Source organism: Actinophytocola sp. (assembly GCF_036555685.1).
Taxonomy (GTDB): domain Bacteria; phylum Actinomycetota; class Actinomycetes; order Mycobacteriales; family Pseudonocardiaceae; genus Actinophytocola.
In genome coordinates this window covers 21,573-39,550 of sequence record NZ_DATBKY010000024.1, presented here as the reverse complement: position 1 = coordinate 39,550, position 17,978 = coordinate 21,573, and the positions used below count along the sequence as shown (strand labels likewise).

General features: G+C 71.5%; 18 protein-coding genes. 10 read left to right on the top strand and 8 right to left on the bottom strand.

The window, feature by feature from the left end:
• Positions 1-13: 13 nt before the first annotated feature.
• Genes VH969_RS02525 through VH969_RS02515 form a run of 3 tightly spaced genes read right to left on the bottom strand, consistent with a single transcriptional unit; the run spans position 14 to position 3,833 of the window.
• Entirely contained in the window at positions 14-1,180 is a 1,167-nt protein-coding gene (locus VH969_RS02525; protein ID WP_331969663.1) for a hypothetical protein, read from the bottom strand.
• Positions 1,174-3,234, bottom strand: a complete 2,061-nt coding sequence (locus tag VH969_RS02520; RefSeq protein WP_331969660.1) for a hypothetical protein — start codon at positions 3,232-3,234, stop codon at positions 1,174-1,176. The genes VH969_RS02525 and VH969_RS02520 overlap by 7 nt, the downstream gene beginning before the upstream one ends.
• Positions 3,231-3,833, bottom strand: a complete 603-nt coding sequence (locus VH969_RS02515; protein WP_331969657.1) for a toll/interleukin-1 receptor domain-containing protein — start codon at positions 3,831-3,833, stop codon at positions 3,231-3,233. Before VH969_RS02515 ends, VH969_RS02520 begins: the two co-directional genes overlap by 4 nt.
• Before the next feature lie 398 nt (positions 3,834-4,231).
• Here VH969_RS02515 and VH969_RS02510 point away from each other — a divergent pair, with 398 nt between their 5' ends.
• Complete coding sequence (locus tag VH969_RS02510) at positions 4,232-4,576, top strand: hypothetical protein (protein ID WP_331969654.1); 345 nt, start codon at positions 4,232-4,234, stop codon at positions 4,574-4,576.
• Between the two features lie 256 nt (positions 4,577-4,832).
• Positions 4,833-5,762: a hypothetical protein gene (locus VH969_RS02505; protein ID WP_331969651.1), complete on the top strand. Its 930-nt coding sequence runs from the start codon at positions 4,833-4,835 to the stop codon at positions 5,760-5,762.
• Here the strand turns inward: VH969_RS02505 and VH969_RS02500 are convergent.
• Entirely contained in the window at positions 5,759-7,078 is a 1,320-nt protein-coding gene (locus VH969_RS02500) for a hypothetical protein (protein ID WP_331969648.1), read from the bottom strand. The genes VH969_RS02505 and VH969_RS02500 overlap by 4 nt on opposite strands.
• A gap of 51 nt (positions 7,079-7,129) precedes the next feature.
• Here VH969_RS02500 and VH969_RS02495 point away from each other — a divergent pair, with 51 nt between their 5' ends.
• From VH969_RS02495 to VH969_RS02475, 5 genes are all read left to right on the top strand, one after another.
• Positions 7,130-7,576, top strand: a complete 447-nt coding sequence (locus VH969_RS02495; protein WP_331969645.1) for an alpha/beta fold hydrolase — start codon at positions 7,130-7,132, stop codon at positions 7,574-7,576.
• A gap of 152 nt (positions 7,577-7,728) precedes the next feature.
• Complete coding sequence (locus VH969_RS02490; RefSeq protein ID WP_331969642.1) at positions 7,729-7,914, top strand: hypothetical protein; 186 nt, start codon at positions 7,729-7,731, stop codon at positions 7,912-7,914.
• A 48-nt stretch (positions 7,915-7,962) separates the two neighbouring features.
• On the top strand, positions 7,963-8,673 hold the full coding sequence (locus VH969_RS02485) for a DUF4142 domain-containing protein (RefSeq protein WP_331969639.1): 711 nt from the start codon (positions 7,963-7,965) through the stop codon (positions 8,671-8,673).
• Positions 8,670-9,542 carry a ferredoxin gene (locus VH969_RS02480; protein ID WP_331969636.1) on the top strand — a complete coding sequence of 291 codons (873 nt, stop codon included), beginning with the start codon at positions 8,670-8,672 and terminating at the stop codon, positions 9,540-9,542. The genes VH969_RS02485 and VH969_RS02480 overlap by 4 nt, the downstream gene beginning before the upstream one ends.
• Positions 9,539-11,968 (top strand): NAD(P)/FAD-dependent oxidoreductase, encoded by a 2,430-nt coding sequence (locus VH969_RS02475; protein ID WP_331969633.1) that lies wholly within the window; start codon positions 9,539-9,541, stop codon positions 11,966-11,968. The genes VH969_RS02480 and VH969_RS02475 overlap by 4 nt, the downstream gene beginning before the upstream one ends.
• Positions 11,969-12,131: 163 nt before the next feature.
• On the opposite strand, the gene VH969_RS02470 is transcribed toward VH969_RS02475, so the two are convergent.
• The 4 genes from VH969_RS02470 to VH969_RS02455 form a co-directional block, all read right to left on the bottom strand.
• The gene (locus VH969_RS02470) at positions 12,132-12,587 is read right to left on the bottom strand and encodes an NUDIX hydrolase (protein ID WP_331969630.1); all 456 of its coding nucleotides are present in this window, start codon (positions 12,585-12,587) and stop codon (positions 12,132-12,134) included.
• Positions 12,584-13,168, bottom strand: coding sequence for a TetR/AcrR family transcriptional regulator (locus VH969_RS02465; RefSeq protein WP_331969627.1), 585 nt, complete (start codon positions 13,166-13,168; stop codon positions 12,584-12,586). Before VH969_RS02465 ends, VH969_RS02470 begins: the two co-directional genes overlap by 4 nt.
• A gap of 14 nt (positions 13,169-13,182) precedes the next feature.
• A complete protein-coding gene (locus VH969_RS02460) occupies positions 13,183-14,601 on the bottom strand; it encodes an MFS transporter (RefSeq protein WP_331969624.1) in 1,419 nt (472 codons plus the stop codon).
• 217 nt (positions 14,602-14,818) lie between these two features.
• Positions 14,819-15,340: a winged helix-turn-helix transcriptional regulator gene (locus VH969_RS02455; RefSeq protein WP_331969621.1), complete on the bottom strand. Its 522-nt coding sequence runs from the start codon at positions 15,338-15,340 to the stop codon at positions 14,819-14,821.
• 79 nt (positions 15,341-15,419) lie between these two features.
• On the opposite strand from VH969_RS02455, the gene VH969_RS02450 reads away from it, so the two are divergent.
• From VH969_RS02450 to VH969_RS02440, 3 genes are read left to right on the top strand one after another with little or no spacing between them, the layout of a single operon-like run.
• A complete protein-coding gene (locus VH969_RS02450) occupies positions 15,420-16,778 on the top strand; it encodes an MFS transporter (RefSeq protein WP_331969618.1) in 1,359 nt (452 codons plus the stop codon).
• Positions 16,779-16,809: 31 nt separating this feature from the next.
• Positions 16,810-17,598, top strand: a complete 789-nt coding sequence (locus VH969_RS02445; protein WP_331969615.1) for a HipA family kinase — start codon at positions 16,810-16,812, stop codon at positions 17,596-17,598.
• Complete coding sequence (locus tag VH969_RS02440; protein ID WP_331969612.1) at positions 17,582-17,968, top strand: DUF3037 domain-containing protein; 387 nt, start codon at positions 17,582-17,584, stop codon at positions 17,966-17,968. The genes VH969_RS02445 and VH969_RS02440 overlap by 17 nt, the downstream gene beginning before the upstream one ends.
• The last annotated feature ends 10 nt before the right edge of the window (positions 17,969-17,978 follow it).

Here is a 17,978-nt window from a genome sequence, read left to right as displayed (position 1 = left end):
GGCAAGGGAACGGTTACCAGCCCCGCTGGTCGGTCTGGGGTCCGTCGGCGGTATCGGGATCGGCCGCGTCCGGCATCGGATCCGGTTCCGCACGGCTCGCCGGATCCGTACCGAAGTCGAACTCCGCCGCCTGGTCCGCCGTCACCGGCTCCGGCTCGGTGTCCACCTCGGCGAAGCTCGGTGCGTTGAACGCCAGCCGGATCTCCCGCGCGAGCTCGTCGGCACCCAGGTTCGCGACAAGGGTGGCGAGCTGGTCGGCCATGAGAGCCCGTTCCGGTTCGGTGCTGTCCGGGAGCGTCTGGGCCATCAGCCGGCGAACAGGTTCCAGCCCACCACCGTTGAGGCTGATCGACGCGGGCGCCACCACCTCGGCGTGCGGGACGACGGGTCCGTCCACGAACGGGCGGAACAGCGCGTCGACCTCGCGGTTGTTCGCGGTCGCCGTCAGCTGGGCAAGCTTCCCGATCAAGGCGACGGTTTCCTCGACCTTCGTCACATCGCGCGAAAGCCACCACACCACCGCGCTGCCGGTGCTGGTGAACACGTCGTCGTGCAGGTACTCCCGTAGGTTCCGTTGCTCGAGGCGCTGGGCTTCCCACAGTTCGGCGTTCTTGCGGAGCCTGGCCAGCTCGCGCAGCCGCTCCAGATCGAGGTCCGGAAGCGTGAGCACGACATCCTGGGCCCACACCTCGAACTCGCCGCTACGGTCCACCAGGGGGTAGGACAGCTCGGTCGCGATACGCGGGCCGACGAGATCGAGGTCGCTCGCGGACAGGTCCTGGGTCTGCCTGGTCGCTCGTTCCCGAATCGCGTCGATGGCCACCTGGTGGTCCTGACGGGAGAGCTGCGCGCCGGCCGTGGCGGACGCCGACGGTAGCCACAACACGGTCGCGTGCAACAGGAAGCGGTAGTCGCGGTCCTTGCTGGGCAGGGCCAAGCCCTGGATCCGCGTGCTCGCGGGCTGCGGAGGCGGCGGCGGTGGCGGCGCCTGGGGGAGCGGTTGCGCGGGTTCGTAGTGCCGGTCGCCCTCCAACAGACGCTTGATGAACAGTCCACCGGCGACGACGGGCGCGCTCACCAGCAGGCCGACCCACCATTGCCAGCCGGCGAGCGTGGTCAGGACGGTGAACACCACGGCCGCCGTCGTGGTGAGGGCCAGGAAGACCTTGTCGCTCAGCATGGGTCGGTGACTCCGTCCTCGGTACGCGGTTCGGTGGGGTGGGAGCTCGGCCGCGAGCTCCGCTGGAGAAGCACGGCCACGCCTTGGCGGACGCGGCGCTCGGCCGGTGTGGGCGCTTGCGCGACCCAGTCCCGGGCCGCGGCGTAGAGAGCTGCTCGCCGCCGTGGCCGGTCGTGGGTCGCCTCAGCCAGGACGTCGAGCAGCGAGGTTCGACCGACCGCACCGGCGAGCCACGGCCGTACGGCCTCGGCGAACCGATGGTGGGGCTGGTTGTCCATCCACGAGGCCCAGCATTCCGCGACCTGCGCGGCCACGTCCGGCTCGGTCAGCCGCGGGTAGCTGCTCGGTGCGGAGCCGGTCAGCCGAGCCGGGACCGCCACGTCGGTGAACAGGTCGAAGTCGATCGTGCGGGGCCGTTCGCCGACGAGGTCCGAATGCACCCGGGTCAACATGCGTCGGGCGAACTCCCCGGCCACGGCCAGCTTCGCGAGCGTCGTACGGGCCTCCCGCACGACGTTCTCGTCCGGGTGGTGTGCGAGGTGACGCAGCCGCACCAGTGCCTGCCCCGGTTGATACGGTGCGATGACCTTGTCACAGAGCCCGATCAACAAGGTCGCCAGACTCGGCGGCAACCTTCTGTCGTGCGACCAGTCGTAGACACGCCTGCGGAACCGCGCGCCGTGCCGTTCGTCGAGCAGACCTCGCGTGAGCGCCGGTCCGGTGGCGAGTAGCTGGTCCACACTCGTGTCGGGACGCCTGGACCACTCGTTCACCAGGTCGCACAGATCTTCCGGGTGATCGGTGCGCAGGCACTGGTCGGTGTACCGCAGGAGCACCTCGACACGCTCGGTCGCAGGGAGGTCGCGCGACCGGGCGGAAACGTCGATCCATCGGCGTAGCTTGAAGCGCAGGTCGGGAAAGGTGCGCCAGAAGTGCGTTCGGACGGCCTGCCCGTAGGTCACGGTGCCGAACTGCACGCTTCGTTCCTGTATCGACGCCTTCACCTCGGCAAGCGCTTCGGCGAGATCGGGCAGATCCAGGCGGTGTGCTTCCGGGGCCGGATAGTTCAGCACGTCCAAAAGCGTCGTCGCCGCGGCGGCGACCGCGTCCGGGGCGGCATTCTCGAACATGGCGGCGGCGAGAACCAGGGCCCGAACCCGTCCGTCGCGGTTCTCCCGCACGAACCTGGCCACGGTGTCGAGCTCGGCGTCGGGGTGCATGGCGGCGTCGAGCCAGTCCGGCCACCTGCCGCCGCCCGCGGTGTCTCGCGCCTGCCGGATCCGCTGCGCGAGTGCGGCGATCTCGCCCATCGGGTCGCGTGCGAGGCGCCGGGTCAATGCCTCGCCGGCGTGCTCGCCGTCCGGGGTGGGGACGCCGAGGACGGACAGGTGCCGCCGAAAGACCTCGGGACCGTCCGGCCGCCCGATGTTCGTGACTCCGGTGCCCAGCTCGTCCGCCACGTGCCGCAGTCGCGGCGGGAGCACCACCGCGAGGTAGGCCCGCCGCTCGGTCACAATCGCCCGGTAGGCCCGCAGGTCCGCCACGAATCGCGCGGAAAGTGGGCCGGCTTCCGCGGTCATGTCCAGCAGCAGGCGTTCGCCTTCCTCGATGGCCTGCTCGTCGAGCAGATACTCGGTGCCGCCGTCGGGGAGTTCCCGGAAACGGGTCGAACCATCACCCGAGTACCGCAACGCCACCAGCGCTGCCGTGCTTCTCCCGCAACCCGGGGCGCCGGAGATTACGACCGTACCCGGATTTCTGAGACGCCGGACGACATCGCCGTAGCCGGGAGGGGAAACGAATGTCTCTTCGCGTGCGGCGAGAATGTCGGCCGGGAGCAGCCGAGGTGCGGTGGCGGTTCCGCCATCGACATTGCCGAGACTCGCCTGGATGTAGAAGTCGACCTGCTCCATGATCGTCACGGGCGCGCGCGGATCCGTGATACCGATGACCCGGTCGCCGTGCAGGTCCGCGATACCACCTGATTGCGTGCCGATCGATTCGCCCTCGGACTCCACGTCCGGCGTCTTCGTGTCGAGCTCGGGCACGCTCATCTGTCGTCTCGCATCCGGCGCGTCCCGTCATCCCGCATGAGCTCGATGCTGTCGCCGATGTGCACCGGTCCCCGCGCATCCGTCACCGCGGTCACTGTCTTCGCGGTGATACTGCCGATTCCGCCTCGCTGGCCGTGGCCGCGAGCGGGTGTCTCCGGGTTGTCCGGCACGTCCAGCACCTGGGCCAGCCGGTTCAATCCCGCGTCCGGGCTTCGGAAGTCGAGCCGCACGAACTGACACCGCGGCAGGTCCGCGAGCGCCTCCGGCAGATCGACGACGCCGGGCAGCTCGGCATTGTCGATCAGTAGCGGAACGACCCGAACCTGGTGGCGGAACGCCTCCGCTATCTCCCGGCGAGTCCAGTCGGCCTCGTCGTCGATCGCTCGCCCCTTCTTGTTCCCGGCATTGAGCCAACCCGGACCCACGATTGCGACGAGCACGTCGCTACGCCAGACATTTCTCAGCAGCTCGTGATCGAACAAGTCGCCCGGCCGGATGGTTCGGCTGTCGTGAAAGACGTTCGCCGTGCCGAGTCGTTCGGCCAGGAACTGGGAAACGGCCAGCGCGGCGCTCTCGCCATCACCCGTGCGGTAGTTCACAAAGACTCGCATTGGCTCGCCGTGTCTCCCGGTTCGACTGACTCTGCGTGCGAGGGCAAGGATCTACTCGAAGCCCGCATCGGATCTGGATCGGCCCTGAACCGTGCTGGCCCCGGCAGGCTTATCGGTTCGGCAAGCACGGCGTTACCGAAGAGCGGTCATTGATGCTGAATTTCGACCAACGCCCAAATTACCGATCGCCCGGCGCCCGAGATATTCTGCGCAGGAATTCTCCGTCGAGCCCACTGGCACGCCTGATCAAGTCCTACGGGCAGACTGGATCGTGCCGTGAAGTCCGTCAGGTGCCCTGTCGCGGGTTGGGCGCAGACGGCTGTAACGCACGTGGGTGGGTGCCGACTATAGGTGCGTCAACTCGGTGGAAAGTGGACAGCCGCGCCGTGTCCACTTCAGACCTGTTCTGGGAAAGGGGTTTTCTCATGCCCCGGTGGACCGAGCCCGGCTACATCGCCTACCAGCGGCGGACCGGTGCCGACACGATCCTCGAACCCCCCGCCCCGGCGCAGTTCGCCGGCTTGCAGGAGTTCATCATGGTGTGTGGGATGGGCTCCCAGGTCTTGTGGATCCGGTGGTGGGCGCGCGACGTGTGCGAAGCGCGCGATACCTTCCGCGAGTGGCTCGCCAAGCCGTGGCAGGTGCTGACGACCGACTTCGCCGGGAACGGACTTGTCAACGGGCTCGACTTCAAGCCCTCGAAGATCGACTGGTTCACGGTCACCGACTGAGGGTGTTCCGGCGGGTCCGTACGTCTGGCTGGTGCGCGGGCGCATCATGGCGCCGCGGCCTTTCCGTCCACTTGCGACGGTCTGCTGCGCGTTCCGGATCGCGGCGATGGAGCCGCTGGTGCCCGGCCGGCCGCGCGACCGGCACGCGCCACGCCCACGCGAGGGCCGGCGCATGCAGCCTCGATGCAGGTGTGGTCCACCGCCGAGACCGACCCTGTGCAGGGGTCGGGTACGCGGACAGCCATGGAGGGCCTGGATGGTGGCGCAGGTGGACCTGGTCGCGGAGCTGAAGACGCTGCGCAAGGGGCGCGGGCTGCTGGCGAGCCGCATCGGGGAGCGGATCGGCTCGGCGCTGCGCGCGATCTGCGACGTGAGCGACGACGACGGGCCGGCGCTGATCCGGCAGAAGGTCGCGCGGCGGCTGGAGGGACTCGCCGGCGATCTGCCCGCCGACCTGCGAATCGCGGTGCTGGCGGCGTTCGCGATCTCGCCCGATGCGCGGTTGCCGTTCTACCAGGACCGGGTGCGGTGGACCGCCAGCCGGCTCAACCGGGACCCGCGTACCGCGCGGCGGCGGATCGACGCGGCCATCGACCACATCGCCCAGCTCGCGACGGTCCGGCCACCCGCGCCGCGCCGGGAGCCGGGCGCGGCCGCGGCGACCGGCTGGCGCACCACCGAGCTGCGCGTGATCGTCGCGCTGGACCGGGCCCGCCCCGAGGTCGTCGAGCTCCACCGGATCGTCGCCGGGCGCGACGGGCTCGCCTGGGTCGACCTGCCCGTCCCCGCGGCCGACGTGCTCTACGGCGCGACCGCCGTCCGCAGCGGCCGGGTGGCGCTGCCGCACGCCCTGGCCACCGGCGGGGAGCACGAGTTCGCGATCCAGTACCGGCTCCCGGACTACGGGGTCCGGCACGTCGTTCGCACGCCCGACCAGCCGTGCGACCTGTTCGACCTCCGGGTGCGGTTCGACCGCGCGCGGCCACCGCGAGGGATCCGCCTGCTGCGTGCCGCCCTCGACATCGACCGCGACATCGACCGCGACATCAACGGCGACATAAACGGCGACCGCGACGGCACGGCACGGTCCGGCGAGACGCGCGCGGTCGACGCCGCGGGTGAGGTACACCTGGTGTTCCGGGACCTGACTCCGGGCCTCGCATACGGCGTGCGCTGGACTCCCTAGGCGTGCCGGCCGGTCAGCACCTCCGAGCGGCTGCGCCACGCCGTCTCGACGAGGTGCTCGCGCAGCTCCGCGCCGCCGTCCGCGTGCCGGCAGACCCAGTCGAGCTCGTCGCCGAGGGTGGTGCCGAAGATGCCCGGGTCGTCGGAGGACACGACCACCGGCAGGTCCGCCGCGAGGAACCGGTGGACCGGGTGGTGCGCCGGGTCGGTGATGCCGCCGATACGCCGGTTCGACGTCGGGCACACCTCGACGACCACGCCGGCCGCCCGGATGCGGCTCATCGCGTAGTCCTGCCGCCGACGGACCTCGTCGAGCCGTGCCGCGTCGTACGCGATCGTGACCGTGCCGTCCGCGGGCAGCGACGCGCGCTCGGCCTCGAGCACGGCCTCGTCGACGGTCACGCCGGCCGCCCGCAGGCCACCGGCGTGGGCGAGGTCGTAGGCGATCTGGTCGCGGCGCTCGGCGACCGGTTCGGTGCGCGTGTGGGTGCCGAACACGTCGGGGTCGATGCCGAGCGCGATCGCGTGGCCCAGCCGGTGCGCACCGAGCTCCGCCGCCTCGTGCACCCAGCGCACGGCGCTCTCCAGGCTCTTGTCCCGGAAGCTCTCGCCGACGTGGTAGAGGATCGCGAGCGCGCGGTCGGGGTGCGCGGCGTTGAACTCCTTGACCGCGGCGAAGAACCCGGCCTTGTCCTTCGGCGGGAAGCCCTCCTCGAAGAAGCAGAAGTCGAGCCCGGTCACGGTCGCGCCGTGCGGGCCGAGCGCGAGCTCGCGGACGCGGTCCCAGGCGGCCCAGGGATCCTTGCGGCTCAACGACAGCGCGAGCCGCTCGGTGGTCCCGGCCTGCGGCACGTCGTAGGCGGCGAGCAGCGTGTCGAGCACGGCGCGGTCGCGCGGACCGGCCAGCGTCCGGCTGAGCAGCAGGCGGGTCTCGGCGTAGCGGACGCCGTTGCGGGCGTGGTCGGCGCGGATCCCCGCGGCGAACCGGGCGACCTCCGTCCGGATGTCGGCGAGCCCGGATCGCTTGTCGAACAGCGCGGACCCGGCACCGAGCAGGTTGAACTTGGCCTGGAAGCGGTCGAAGTCCCCGGCGTCGTCATCCCCGAACACGAACAGGCCGGCGAACTCCGCCTCGGCGTCCGGGTCACCCTTCCGGTAGCGCTCGACAACCTCCCGGACCGGCGGCACGACCCCGTACGCCGCACGCATGTGCTCCTCGTAGAAGTCCCAGCGGATCCGCTTGCGCGCGGCCAGGTGGCGCAGCAGGTCGGCGGGGCGGATGCAGCCGTAGAGGTGGAGGTGGAGTTCGGCGAGCACCCCCGAAGCCTCACACGATCACCGCACCGCGCGGTAGTGCACGATGTCGGCATGCCGCAGCGGTTCGTCGAGGTGAACGGGACCCGGCTGCTCCTCGACCAGCGCGGCCACCCGGATGCCCCGCCGCTGCTGTACGACGACCTCTACTTCCACCGGCCGGACCAGCTCGAGCGCTGGCTGGAGATCGAGAACGAGGTACCCGACGACCTGCGCGCCCGTACGGTCCCGCATGCCGAGCGGGCCCTCGACGGTTGCCTCGAGTCGTTGGTGCCGATGCTCGGCGGACTCGCCGTGCCGGCCGTGTTGATCAGCGGCGGGCACGATCTCATCTGCGGGCCGCGGCAGGTCGCGGCGTTCCGCGAGCGGGTGCCCGGCGGCCGGGTGCACACGTTTCCGCAGGCAGGCCACTTCGTGCAGGTCGAGGCGGCCGAACCGTACGCAGACCTCGTCACCAGTGCTACGGACAGCGGAGCCGAGCGGTTCAGATACGAGATGTGACGCTTGTCACATCAAGTCGAAGAGGATCACCTGAACGTTCGAACCGTTATCCAACGTATATAGGTGCGTTGGCGATGGACGAGCCGTAGTCCAACAACGTCGTTGACGCAACTGGTCGTCCTGGTACTTGTCGTTGAAGGAGACGTGCGTAGATGCGGATTCGGAACCGTGGAGTGGTCGGGCTCGCGGCGTTGGCGCTGCTGGTCTCGGTCCTGCTCAGTGGTTGTGAGCTGCGGGAAGGCGCCAAGAGCGAGTACGGCGAGTACGGCCTGAATTCCAAGGAGAAACTCACCGAATTGTCCAAAGATCTGCCCGGGCAGGACGTGAGAAAATTCTGACGGGTTTTGGGGCACACAAAAATGCGACGCGGAACAATTAGATGGGTCATGGCGGGCCTGCTGGTGGTCCTCGGTGCGGCGTTCCCGGCCGCCGGAGTGGCGCTCGCCAGCCAGAACGGCCCGCAGGCGGCCCAGGAGGCGCGAGCAGCCCAGGCGCAGAACTCCGACACGCTAGAAGCGCGTGATCGTGAATTTCTCACGCTGATTCGGTTCGCGAACCTGTGGGAAATCCCGATGGGCAAGCTCGCCACCGAACGTGGCACGACGGAGGCGGTCAAGACCGCCGGAGCGACGATGCTCGCCGACCACACGAAGCTGAACGTGGTCGTGAAGCAGCTCGCCGACAAGTACGGCGTGCCGCTGCCGGACAAGCCGACCTCCTCCCAGCAGGCCTGGATCGCCGAGATCTCGAGCAAGCAGGGCCGGGACTTCGACAGGACCTTCGCCGACCGGCTGCGGGCCGCGCACGGCAGCGTGTTCAACGTGGTCGCCGAGGAGCGCGCGGGTACCCGCAACAAGACCCTCCGGGACTTCGCCACGCAGGCGAACACCATCGTCCTGCGGCACATGACGCTGCTCGAGGCGACCGGCTACGTCAGCGCCGACCACGGAGAGTTCTCCGAGGCCGCGGCCCGGACGACGGCCTACCCGGAGAACCAGCTGAGCAACAGCACCTTGCTGGTTGCCGGCGTGATCTTCCTGGTGGTCGCGGGCGGCACCGTGCTCGGGGTGCGGACGCTGAGCGGAGCGGCCAAGTGACCGCGACCTCGACCGTCATCAACCTGGCCCTCCCGCAGCACGACATCGGCGTGCGCGAGGTGGCGGCACTGTCGGCCCGTGCCGCCTACGTCCTGATGTGCTTCACGCTGTGCTGGGGAATCTTCACCGCGACCGGATGGATCCGCCGCCTCACCGGGCACCAGGCGATCCGGTCGGGTCACATGATCCTCGCGACGCTCACGGTGGCGACCGGCGTCACCCACGCGATCGTCTTCCTGCTCCTGCGCGAGCAGGGCCTCAACGTCGCCGGGATCATGATCCCGTTCGGCGGCAGGTTCCGGCACGGGCTGGGCATCCTGGGCCTGGAGCTCTTCATCGCGATCACGATCGCGACGGGCCTCAAGAACTTCGTGAACTACCGGCGCTGGCTGCGGTTCCACCAGCTGGCGTACCCGGCCGTCGCGATGACCGTCGTCCACTCCTGGTTCGGCGCCATCGCCAACGGCCACCTCGCGGTCACCTGGCTCGCCGGCGTGACCGTGCTGACCCCGGCCATCACCCTCACCGCACTGCGCATCACCCCGCCGAGCCTGTTGATCAAGGCGGGGCTCCTCTCGGCGGCGCCGAAGGCGGCGCCGCCGATGGTCTCCGAGATGAGCGCGACCAACGGCGCGTCGGCGAACGGGCATGCCCGCAACGGCCGGAAAGTCACGGTGAGCGTGGACAACCAGCGGTGCCGGCGCTACGGCATCTGCCAGGCGGAGTCGCCTGACCTGTTCCAGCTCCTGGCGGACGGGCGGTTGCGCTACGTCCGCGATCCGGAGAACGGCAAGCGCGCCGGAGCGCAGGCTGCCGCCCGGGCCTGCCCCATGCAAGCGATTCAGTTGCAGGAGGTACGCAGCCGATGAACCGTCCCGAACGGATCGTCGTGGTGGGGGCCGGCTTGTGCGGTCTCCGGGCCGCCGAGCGGCTCCGCGAGCTGGGCTTCGAGGGCGACGTCGTGATCGTCGGCAACGAGGCGACCCCGCCCTACCACCGCCCGGCGCTGTCCAAGCAGCTGCTGATGGGCTCCATGCGGCCGGACGACCTGCTGCTTCCCGCGTACCAGAACGTCAACGCCAAGTGGCGGCTGAACACCCCCGTGCAGTACCTGCTGCCGCGCAGCCGCACGCTGCGCCTGCCGGGTGACGAGGAGCTCAAGTACGACGGGTTGATCATCGCCACCGGCGTGGAGGCACGCCGGGCGAACGACGTGCCCTTCGAGGACCCGCGGATCTGCGTGATGCGCACCCTGCCCGACGCGCTCGACTTCGAGCGGGTGCTCAGCGAGAACCGGACCGGCCCGGTCGCGGTCGTCGGCGGCGGGTTCACCGGCTGCGAGCTCGCGGCGAGCCTGCGCCATCTCGGCCGCGAGGTGACGCTGATCCAGCGGGGCAAGAACCTGCTCGGCAACGTGCTCGGCCCGGACCTCGGCGAGTGGCTGACCAACATGCACGGCGAGCACGGTGTCGACCTGGCGCTGGGCAACTCGGTCAAGCGCTGGGCTCCCCGCGAGGACGGCATCGCGATGCAGCTCTCGGACGGCTCCACGATGCTCGCCGCCTGCGTGATGCTGGCGACCGGCACCGTGCCGTCGACCGCGTGGCTGCGCGGCTCCGGCCTGCCGCTGGACAACGGGGTCGTGTGCGAGGCGACCTGCCACGTCGTCGGCGCCGAGGACATCGTCGCCGCCGGTGACGTCGCCCAGTGGCCGAACATCCGCTTCGACACCGTGCCGCGCCGCATCGAGCACTGGCTCAACGCGATCGAGATGGGCCGCGCCGCGGCGGAGAACCTGCTGGCCGGGCGCTCGGCGGCGAAGCCGTTCACGCCGATGCCGCGGTTCTGGACCGAGCAGTACGGCGTGCGGATCCAGGCAGCCGGCGTGCCGAAGCTGGGCAAGGACATCGTCGCGCTGGGCAGCCCGACCGACGGCACCGGCACGGTCGTCGGCTACGCCAAGGAAGGCCGGCTGATGGGCGTGGTCGGCGTCGACTGCCCGTCGTCGGTTATGGCGTGGACCGAGAGCGTGGCGCGGCAGAACCCGGTCCCCGGCCAGGCTCTGCCGGAGCCGGCCGAGGCCGAGCGGCCCGCCGAGCGCGAGTCCGTCAACGCCGGCACCCGGCGCGCGGCCGCCGGCACCCGGCGCAACGCCACCTCCCGCAACCGGCGGCCCGCCAGCACCGGCAACCGGCTGGTGTCCACCGGCGACCGCCAGCAGCGCACCCGCGGGTTCGCCGCGACCGCCGAGCGGAAGAAGAGCGGCCGCCACTCGCTGCCCCCGAAGGAGCCGCGCCGCCCGCAGGAGTCGTTCCAGGGCGAACCGGTCGACCCGGCGGCCGCCCTCGCCGACCCGTCCGCGTCGAGCGCGCGGATGATGTCGGCGGACCTGAACAACCCGCGCCCCAACCTGTTCGACTCGGACGGGCGGCCGGCGGACTCGACCGGCCGGATCGGCCGGATCGACGCAAGCGGCGACCTCGTGCCGGCGGGTACGGGAGTCCCGATGGGACCCGGCGCCTCGCACGCCCGGATGCAGCCCGCACGGCCCGGCGGCCTTGGGCCGCAGCCGGGCGGGTACGGGCCCGAGTCCAACGCCCGGATGCGGCCGGCAGCCTCCGGCGGCCGCATGGTTCCCGGTGGTCGGCCCGGGCCGGAGGACTCGTACGACCGCATCCCGGCGGTGCCGCCGATCAACGACCAGCTCCGGTCGGCCGGCAGCGGTGGTCGGGGACCGGCGGGCTCCAGTGGCCGCATGCGGCCGGTGGACCCGCGGCGGGGCCCCGAGGACTCGTACGACCGGATTCCGCCGGTGGACAGGGACGGTCGGGGGCCGGTGGACTCGGCCGGTCGCATGCGGCCGGTGAACGGATTCCGGCCCGGGCCGGAGGACTCCTACGACCGGCTGCCGCCCGCGTACGGCCAGGCACCGGTCGACTCCTACACGCGGTTGCCACCGGTGACCAACCAGGCCTACGACCCCCCGCAGCTTCGCCAGCAGCGGTGGGACGGCGGCCCGGTGCGCCCGGCGCCGTGGGAGGGTCCGCAGCAGCGCGGACCGGCCGACTCGTACGACCGCATGCCCCCGGCTCACCTCGGTCCGGTGGACAGCTACGGCCGGATCCGTCCGGTGCGCCGCGGTCCGGGTCCGGAGGACTCCTACGACCGGATGCCGCCGGCCAGGCAGTTCGGCCCGGAGGACTCCTACGACCAGTTCCCCCCGGCCCACCGCGGCCCCCTGGGCCCGGTGGACAGTGACGGCAGGCTGCGTCCCGTGCAGCGGCGCCGGCACTGACAACCACTGACAACCGCAACCCACAACAGAATCTCCGGCGGGGCCTGGCGCCCAACCCGAACCCCGAGTGTCAGGCCCGCCGGCCCCGAAAGCCCCGAAAACCGAATCAGCTCCCGCCCGAAGCGATGCGCTCGCCACCGTGCCCCGGCGAGCGCATCGCCCTTTACCGCCGGCCGTCCCAGCCGATCAGCACGAGCGGCTCGCCGGTGCGCACCGCCTCGAGCGTGGCGCGGATGTAGGGGATCACGTCCGCCGGCAGCCCGTCCCGGTCGGCCCAGACCAGCTCGCTGCATTTCGCCGGCTCGCCGATCGCCGGTTCGCCGCGCCAGCGGCCGACGGTGAACACGAGGTCGAGGTACTCCACGTGGTAGGGCGGTTCGGGCGCGCGGTGCAGGACCGTCGCGAGCGCGCACGCCCGCGGGTCGACGTCGATCGTGAGCTCCTCGCGCAGCTCCCGCACGAGGCCGGCCAGCGCGTCCTCGCCGCCGTCGAGGTGGCCGGCCGGCAGGCTCAGCTCGCCGTCGTGGTAGCCGGACCCCGCGCGGCGCATGAGCAGTACCCGGTCGCCGTCGGTCAGCACGGCGTAGACGGCCGCGCCGAACATCGCGCGGGCGCTCACGCCGGATCGACCAGGCGCTGCAGGCGCGGCCCGTAGAGCTGGACGAGCTCCTCGGCCGACAGCGCGGATACGGCCGGCAGCCCGATCGCCAACCGGGCCGCGCCGAGGCCGACCAGCTCCGCGCAGATCAGCTCCGCGCGCAGCTGGGCGTCCCCGCCGGACAGGCGCGCGGCGAGCGGCTTGGCGAAGTAGCGCTGGAACGACGCGGCGAACTCCGCGCCGTTGGGCCGGAACGCGGCCAGCACCGCGCGCAGGAACGGGTCGGAGTGGGCGCGGTCGTGCAGGTCCAGCAGCGTGCGGACGAGATGCTCACCGAGCCGCTCGAGCGGGCAGTCCAGCAGCGTGGTCGCCTCGGCCTCGAACGACACAGCCTCGGCGAACAGGTGCTCCTTGGTACCGAAGTACTTCACCACGAGCGCCGCGCTGACCCCGCAGTCCAACGCGATGTCGCGCAGCCCGACCTCGGCGAAGCCGCGCTGGGCGAAGCGGCGCCGGGCCGCGCGCAGGATCGCGTCCCGGGTGTGGAGGCCGCCCGTCAGGTCCGCGCCCGGCGTGCCGGCGCCGGCCGGGTCCGTCCCCATGGCGGGCAAGCGTACTAAGCGACGAGGTCGACTTCCGTGTCGCCGTCGAGCTCGGTCACCTCGGCGAGCCGGCCGCCGGCGCGCCGGACCACGACCGTCACCGCGACCGCCAGCGCGGCCGCCGCGAGCGACGCGCCCGCGGCGATCCAGTAGGTGAGCACGAACCCGGTCGACGACGCGACCGGCCGGCCGCCGACGTCGATGGTGAACGCGGCGAGGAACGTGCCGCCGATGGCCGCGCAGGTGCTCGTACCGATCGTGCGCAGGAGGGCGTTCAGGCTGTTCGCGGACGCGGTCTCGGTCACCGGCACCCAGTTCATGATCAGTGTCGGCATGGCCGAGAAGCACAGCGCGGAGCCGATCGAGAGCGACATCATCACGCACAGCAGGACCACGAGGTCGCCGGGCAGCAGCGACTCGCCGACGTTGCCGCAGAACATGATCAGCGCGCCCGTGAGCAGCGTGATGTGGGCGCCGTGGCGGGCCGACAGCCGGGCGGAGACGGGGGAGAAGACGAGCATCCCGAGGCCCATCGGGATCATGCAGACGCCCGCCACCATGACCGACACGCCGAACCCGTAGCCGGTGGCCGTCGCGGCCTGCAGCTGCAGTGGCGTCAGCATGAAGCTCGCGAACATCCCGACGCCGACGAGCGTGGTGGCGAGGTTGGTCAGCAGCACGACCGGCTGGGTCGACGTCCGCAGGTCCACGAGCGGCGAGCGGACCCGCGCCTGGTGCGCCGACCACAGGACGAACACGACCACGGCGCCGCCGAACAGGCCGAGCGTCGGCACGCTCGTCCAACCCCATCGCGAGCCCTGGGAGATCGCGAGCAGCAGCGCGACGAGCGACGTGGCGAGCCCGACCGCGCCGACCGCGTCGAACCGACCGCCCGACCGCACCGGCGACTCGGGCACGACGACCAGGACGAGCACGAGCATGACGAGCGACGCGCCGGTGGCCGCCCAGAAGACCGCGTGCCAGCTCATCAGCTGGGCGATCACCCCCGCGAGCGGCAGCCCGATCGCGCCGCCGACGCCGAGCGTGGAGCTCATGGTGGCGGTGCCGGCCATGATCCGCTCGGCCGGAAGCTCGTCCTTGAGGATGCTGATCCCGAGCGGCAGCACGCCGAATGCGGCACCCTGCAGCATCCGCGCGACGAGCAGCAGTGCGAAGGATCCGCTCATGGCGCCGAGCATCGACCCGGCGGTCATCAACCCGAGCGCGACGGCGAGCACCTTCCGCTTGCCGATCATGTCCCCGAGCCGCCCGGCAACGGGCGCGCACACCGCGCCGGCGAGCATGGTGACGGTGAGCAGCCAGGACGCGGCGTCCTGGGAAAGCCCCATCATGCGGGAGATCTCGGGCAACAACGGCACCACGAGCGTGTGCATCAGGGAGACGGTGACACCGCAACCACAGAGCACGATCATGAGCCGGCGGGATCGATCTGTCCCTGACCGTGAACCACTGTTCACCTCAAGGAGTAAACCGATGTTCACCCCTTCCGGTCAAACCGGTACAGCCCGTACGTGACCGAGATTTCAGCGAGCGGTGCGCGGCGCGTCAGCGCCGATGCGCGAGCACGCGAGGTGCGACGTCCGCCGGGGGTCGGGAGCAGGTCTCCCGCGCCGCGGCGTTTCGAACGGGTCAGGCGTCGGTGAGCAGCGGCGTCAGGAGCCGGTGCCGAGAACGCAAGGCGACGCTGGCGGCGTCGGTCCGGTCCGGCCGAGCCCCCGGCCCGGGCCGGACGTCGATCTCCTCCGGCGCCGGCACCGTCCCACATCCCGGACACATCCCACCGGCAGCCAGGTCCGTCGCACACGGCGCATGGCTGAAGAGCCGCCGGGGTCCCTCCGGTGCGTTGTGCCGGTCGCCCCACTGGGACAGCGCGAACAAGGCCGGCCACAGCTCCCGGCCGTGCGCGGTCAGCGAGTACTCGTACCGCCCGCGCTGGTACTCGCTCCGCCGCACCACACCCTCGGCCGTGAGCCGCGTGAGCCGGTCGGTCAGCACGGCGCGCGGGATGTCCAGGTGCGCCTGCAGGTCGGTGAACCGGTGGATGCCGTAGAACAGGTCGCGCAGCACGAGGATCGTCCACCGCTCGCCGATCACCTCCAGGGCGCGCGCCAGCGAGCAGTTCTGCTTCTCGTAGTCCCGTCCCAGTGCCACATCGTGGGAGTCTACCCGCTTCGGTTCATTCACTGAACTTCAAGTGTTAGAGTTCAATGACTGAACTTAAGGAGACGACGTGCGGACCAGAACCCTCGGCGTGGCGGCATCGGCGACGTTCCTGGTGCTCGTCGCCTTCACCACGCCGCTGACCACGATCGTCAGCACGGCGCGCGAGCTGGGCAGCGGACCCGGTGGCCAGGCCTGGATCCTCAGCTCGATGAGCGTCGGCCTCGCGGTCGCGCTGCTGGTCACCGGCGCGGTGGGCGACGACCACGGCAGGCGGCGGATGCTCGTGTTCGGCGCGGCCGCCCTCGCGGTCACGTCCGCGGCCGGGGCACTCGCCCCGAACACCCTGATCCTCGTGACCGCGCGGATCGGGCAGGGGATCGGCGGTGCGGCCGTGATCGCGTGCAGCCTCGGCCTGATCGGGCACACCTTCCCGGCGGGGCCGGAACGCATCCGCGCCACCGGCGTGTGGGGGGCGACCGTCGGCGCCGGCATCGCGGCCGGACCGCTCGTGATGGGCTGGCTGGACGAGACGGCCGGCTGGCGCGCCGGGTTCTGGCTGCTCGCCGCCGGCTCGGTGGCGCTCGTCGTGGCCGGCCGGCTGCTGCTGGCGGAGTCCCGCGCACCCGCCCCGCGGCGGGTCGACCTCCTCGGCGCGCTGCTGCTCGCGGGCGGGCTCATGGCGCTGCTCGCCGGCATGGTCGAGGGCAGGCTGCATTGGGGGCCGGTGCCGATCGGGCTGCTCGTCGCGGCGGCGGTGCTGGTGGCCGCCTTCGGACGCTGGGAGCGCCGGGTGGGCGAGCCGATGCTCGACCTCGCGCTGTTCCGCCGGCCCGCGTTCGTGGCCTCCGTCGCGGCCGCGCTCGCGACCGGTGCCGGCGTGATCGGGCTGATGTCGTTCTCGCCGGCATTCCTGCAGCGCGCGCTCGACTTCACCACGCTGCAGGCCGGGGCCATGATCTTCGCCTGGTCCGGCACGAGCGCGGTGGTGGCTCTGCTGGCCCGCCGCCTGCCCGCCGCGTTCACCGTGCGGTACCGGCTAGTGGTGAGCCTGGTCGTGGTCGCGGCGGGCCTCGCGCTGCTGGCCGGGCTGCACCCCGACGCGTCCGCACTCGACCTGCTGCCCGGCATGCTCGTGGCGGGCGTCGGCAGCGGCGTGCTCAACGCGGCGCTCGGCCAGATCGCCGTCGCGAGTGTCCCTGTTGGACAGAGCAGCGTGGGCAGCGGTGCCAACAACACGGCCCGCTACGTCGGCGGCGCGGTCGGCGTCACGATCGTGACAATGCTTGCCGCACATGACACTCCGGCCGCGATCGTGTCCGGGTGGGACACCGCGGCGATCGTCACGGCGGCGCTTTCCGTGGCCGGCGCGCTCGCCGTCCTCGCGACCGGGCTGCGGGCCCGCGTGCCCGCGGCGGAAGTCGGGTGAACGCCGCGTCCGGGTGCGGCATGATGCTGGCGTGGATCAGCGGAGCGGGCTGCGCACCGTCACGGCCACCCGGTACGTCACCCCGTTCCGCGAGGGCGGGTCGCTGCCGGGCCTGGTCGAGGCGGACGACCTCGGCATGTACGTGCTCAAGTTCCGCGGCGCCGGCCAGGGGCTCAAGGCGCTCGTGGCCGAGATCGTCGTCGGCGAGCTGGCGGGGCGGCTCGGCTTCCGGGTGCCGGAGCTCGTGCTGGTCGGCCTCGACCCGCAGCTCGCGAAGGCCGAGCCGGACGAGGAGATCCAGGACCTGCTGAACGCGAGCGGCGGGGTCAACCTCGGCGTCGACTACCTGCCCGGCTCGTTCGACTACAACCCCCGGGTCCGTGACCCGGGCGCGGAGCTCGCCGCGCGGCTGCTGTGGTTCGACACGCTCGTGCTGAACGTCGACCGGAGCTGGCGCAACCCGAACATGCTGCTGTGGCACCGGGAGATCCACCTGATCGACCACGGCGCGTCGCTGTACTTCCACCACCGCTGGGGCCCGGGCTGGCAGCCGGCCGCGGACTACCGCTACGACGCGGGGGACCACGTGATGCTGCCGGCCGCCGGGTCGGTCACCGACGCCGACCGGGCGCTGCGCCCGCTCGTCACCGGCGAGGTGCTCGACGAGGTCCTCGCGCTCGTGCCGGACGACTGGTTCGACACGGCGCTCGGCTCGCCCGCCGAGGTGCGGGCCGCGTACCGTGCCTTCTTCGAAAGCAGGTTGGGGCGGGCGGACGCCTGGGTCCCGGCGTTGGAGGAGGCCCGTGCCGCACGTGTTTGAGTACGCGCTGGTGCGCGCGGTCCCGCGGCAGGAGCGCGGCGAGTTCATGAACGTGGGCGCGATCGTCTACTGCGCACCACTGGAGTTCCTCCGCTGCCAGACCCATGTGGACGCCGCGCGCCTGGGCGCCCTCGACCCGGCGATGGACCTCGACGTCCTCCGCGACGCGCTGCGCTCGTGGAGCCAGGCCTGCGACGGCACGGGGCCGCTGGCCGGCAGCTCGCTCGGCCAGCGGTTCCGGTGGCTGACCGCGCCACGCAGCACGATCGTCCAGACCTCACCCGCGCACAGCGGACTGACCGACGACCCGCAGGGCGAGCTCGACCACCTCATGAGTACCCAGGTACTCGCGCCGCCCGACCACCCCTAGGCTCGATCGC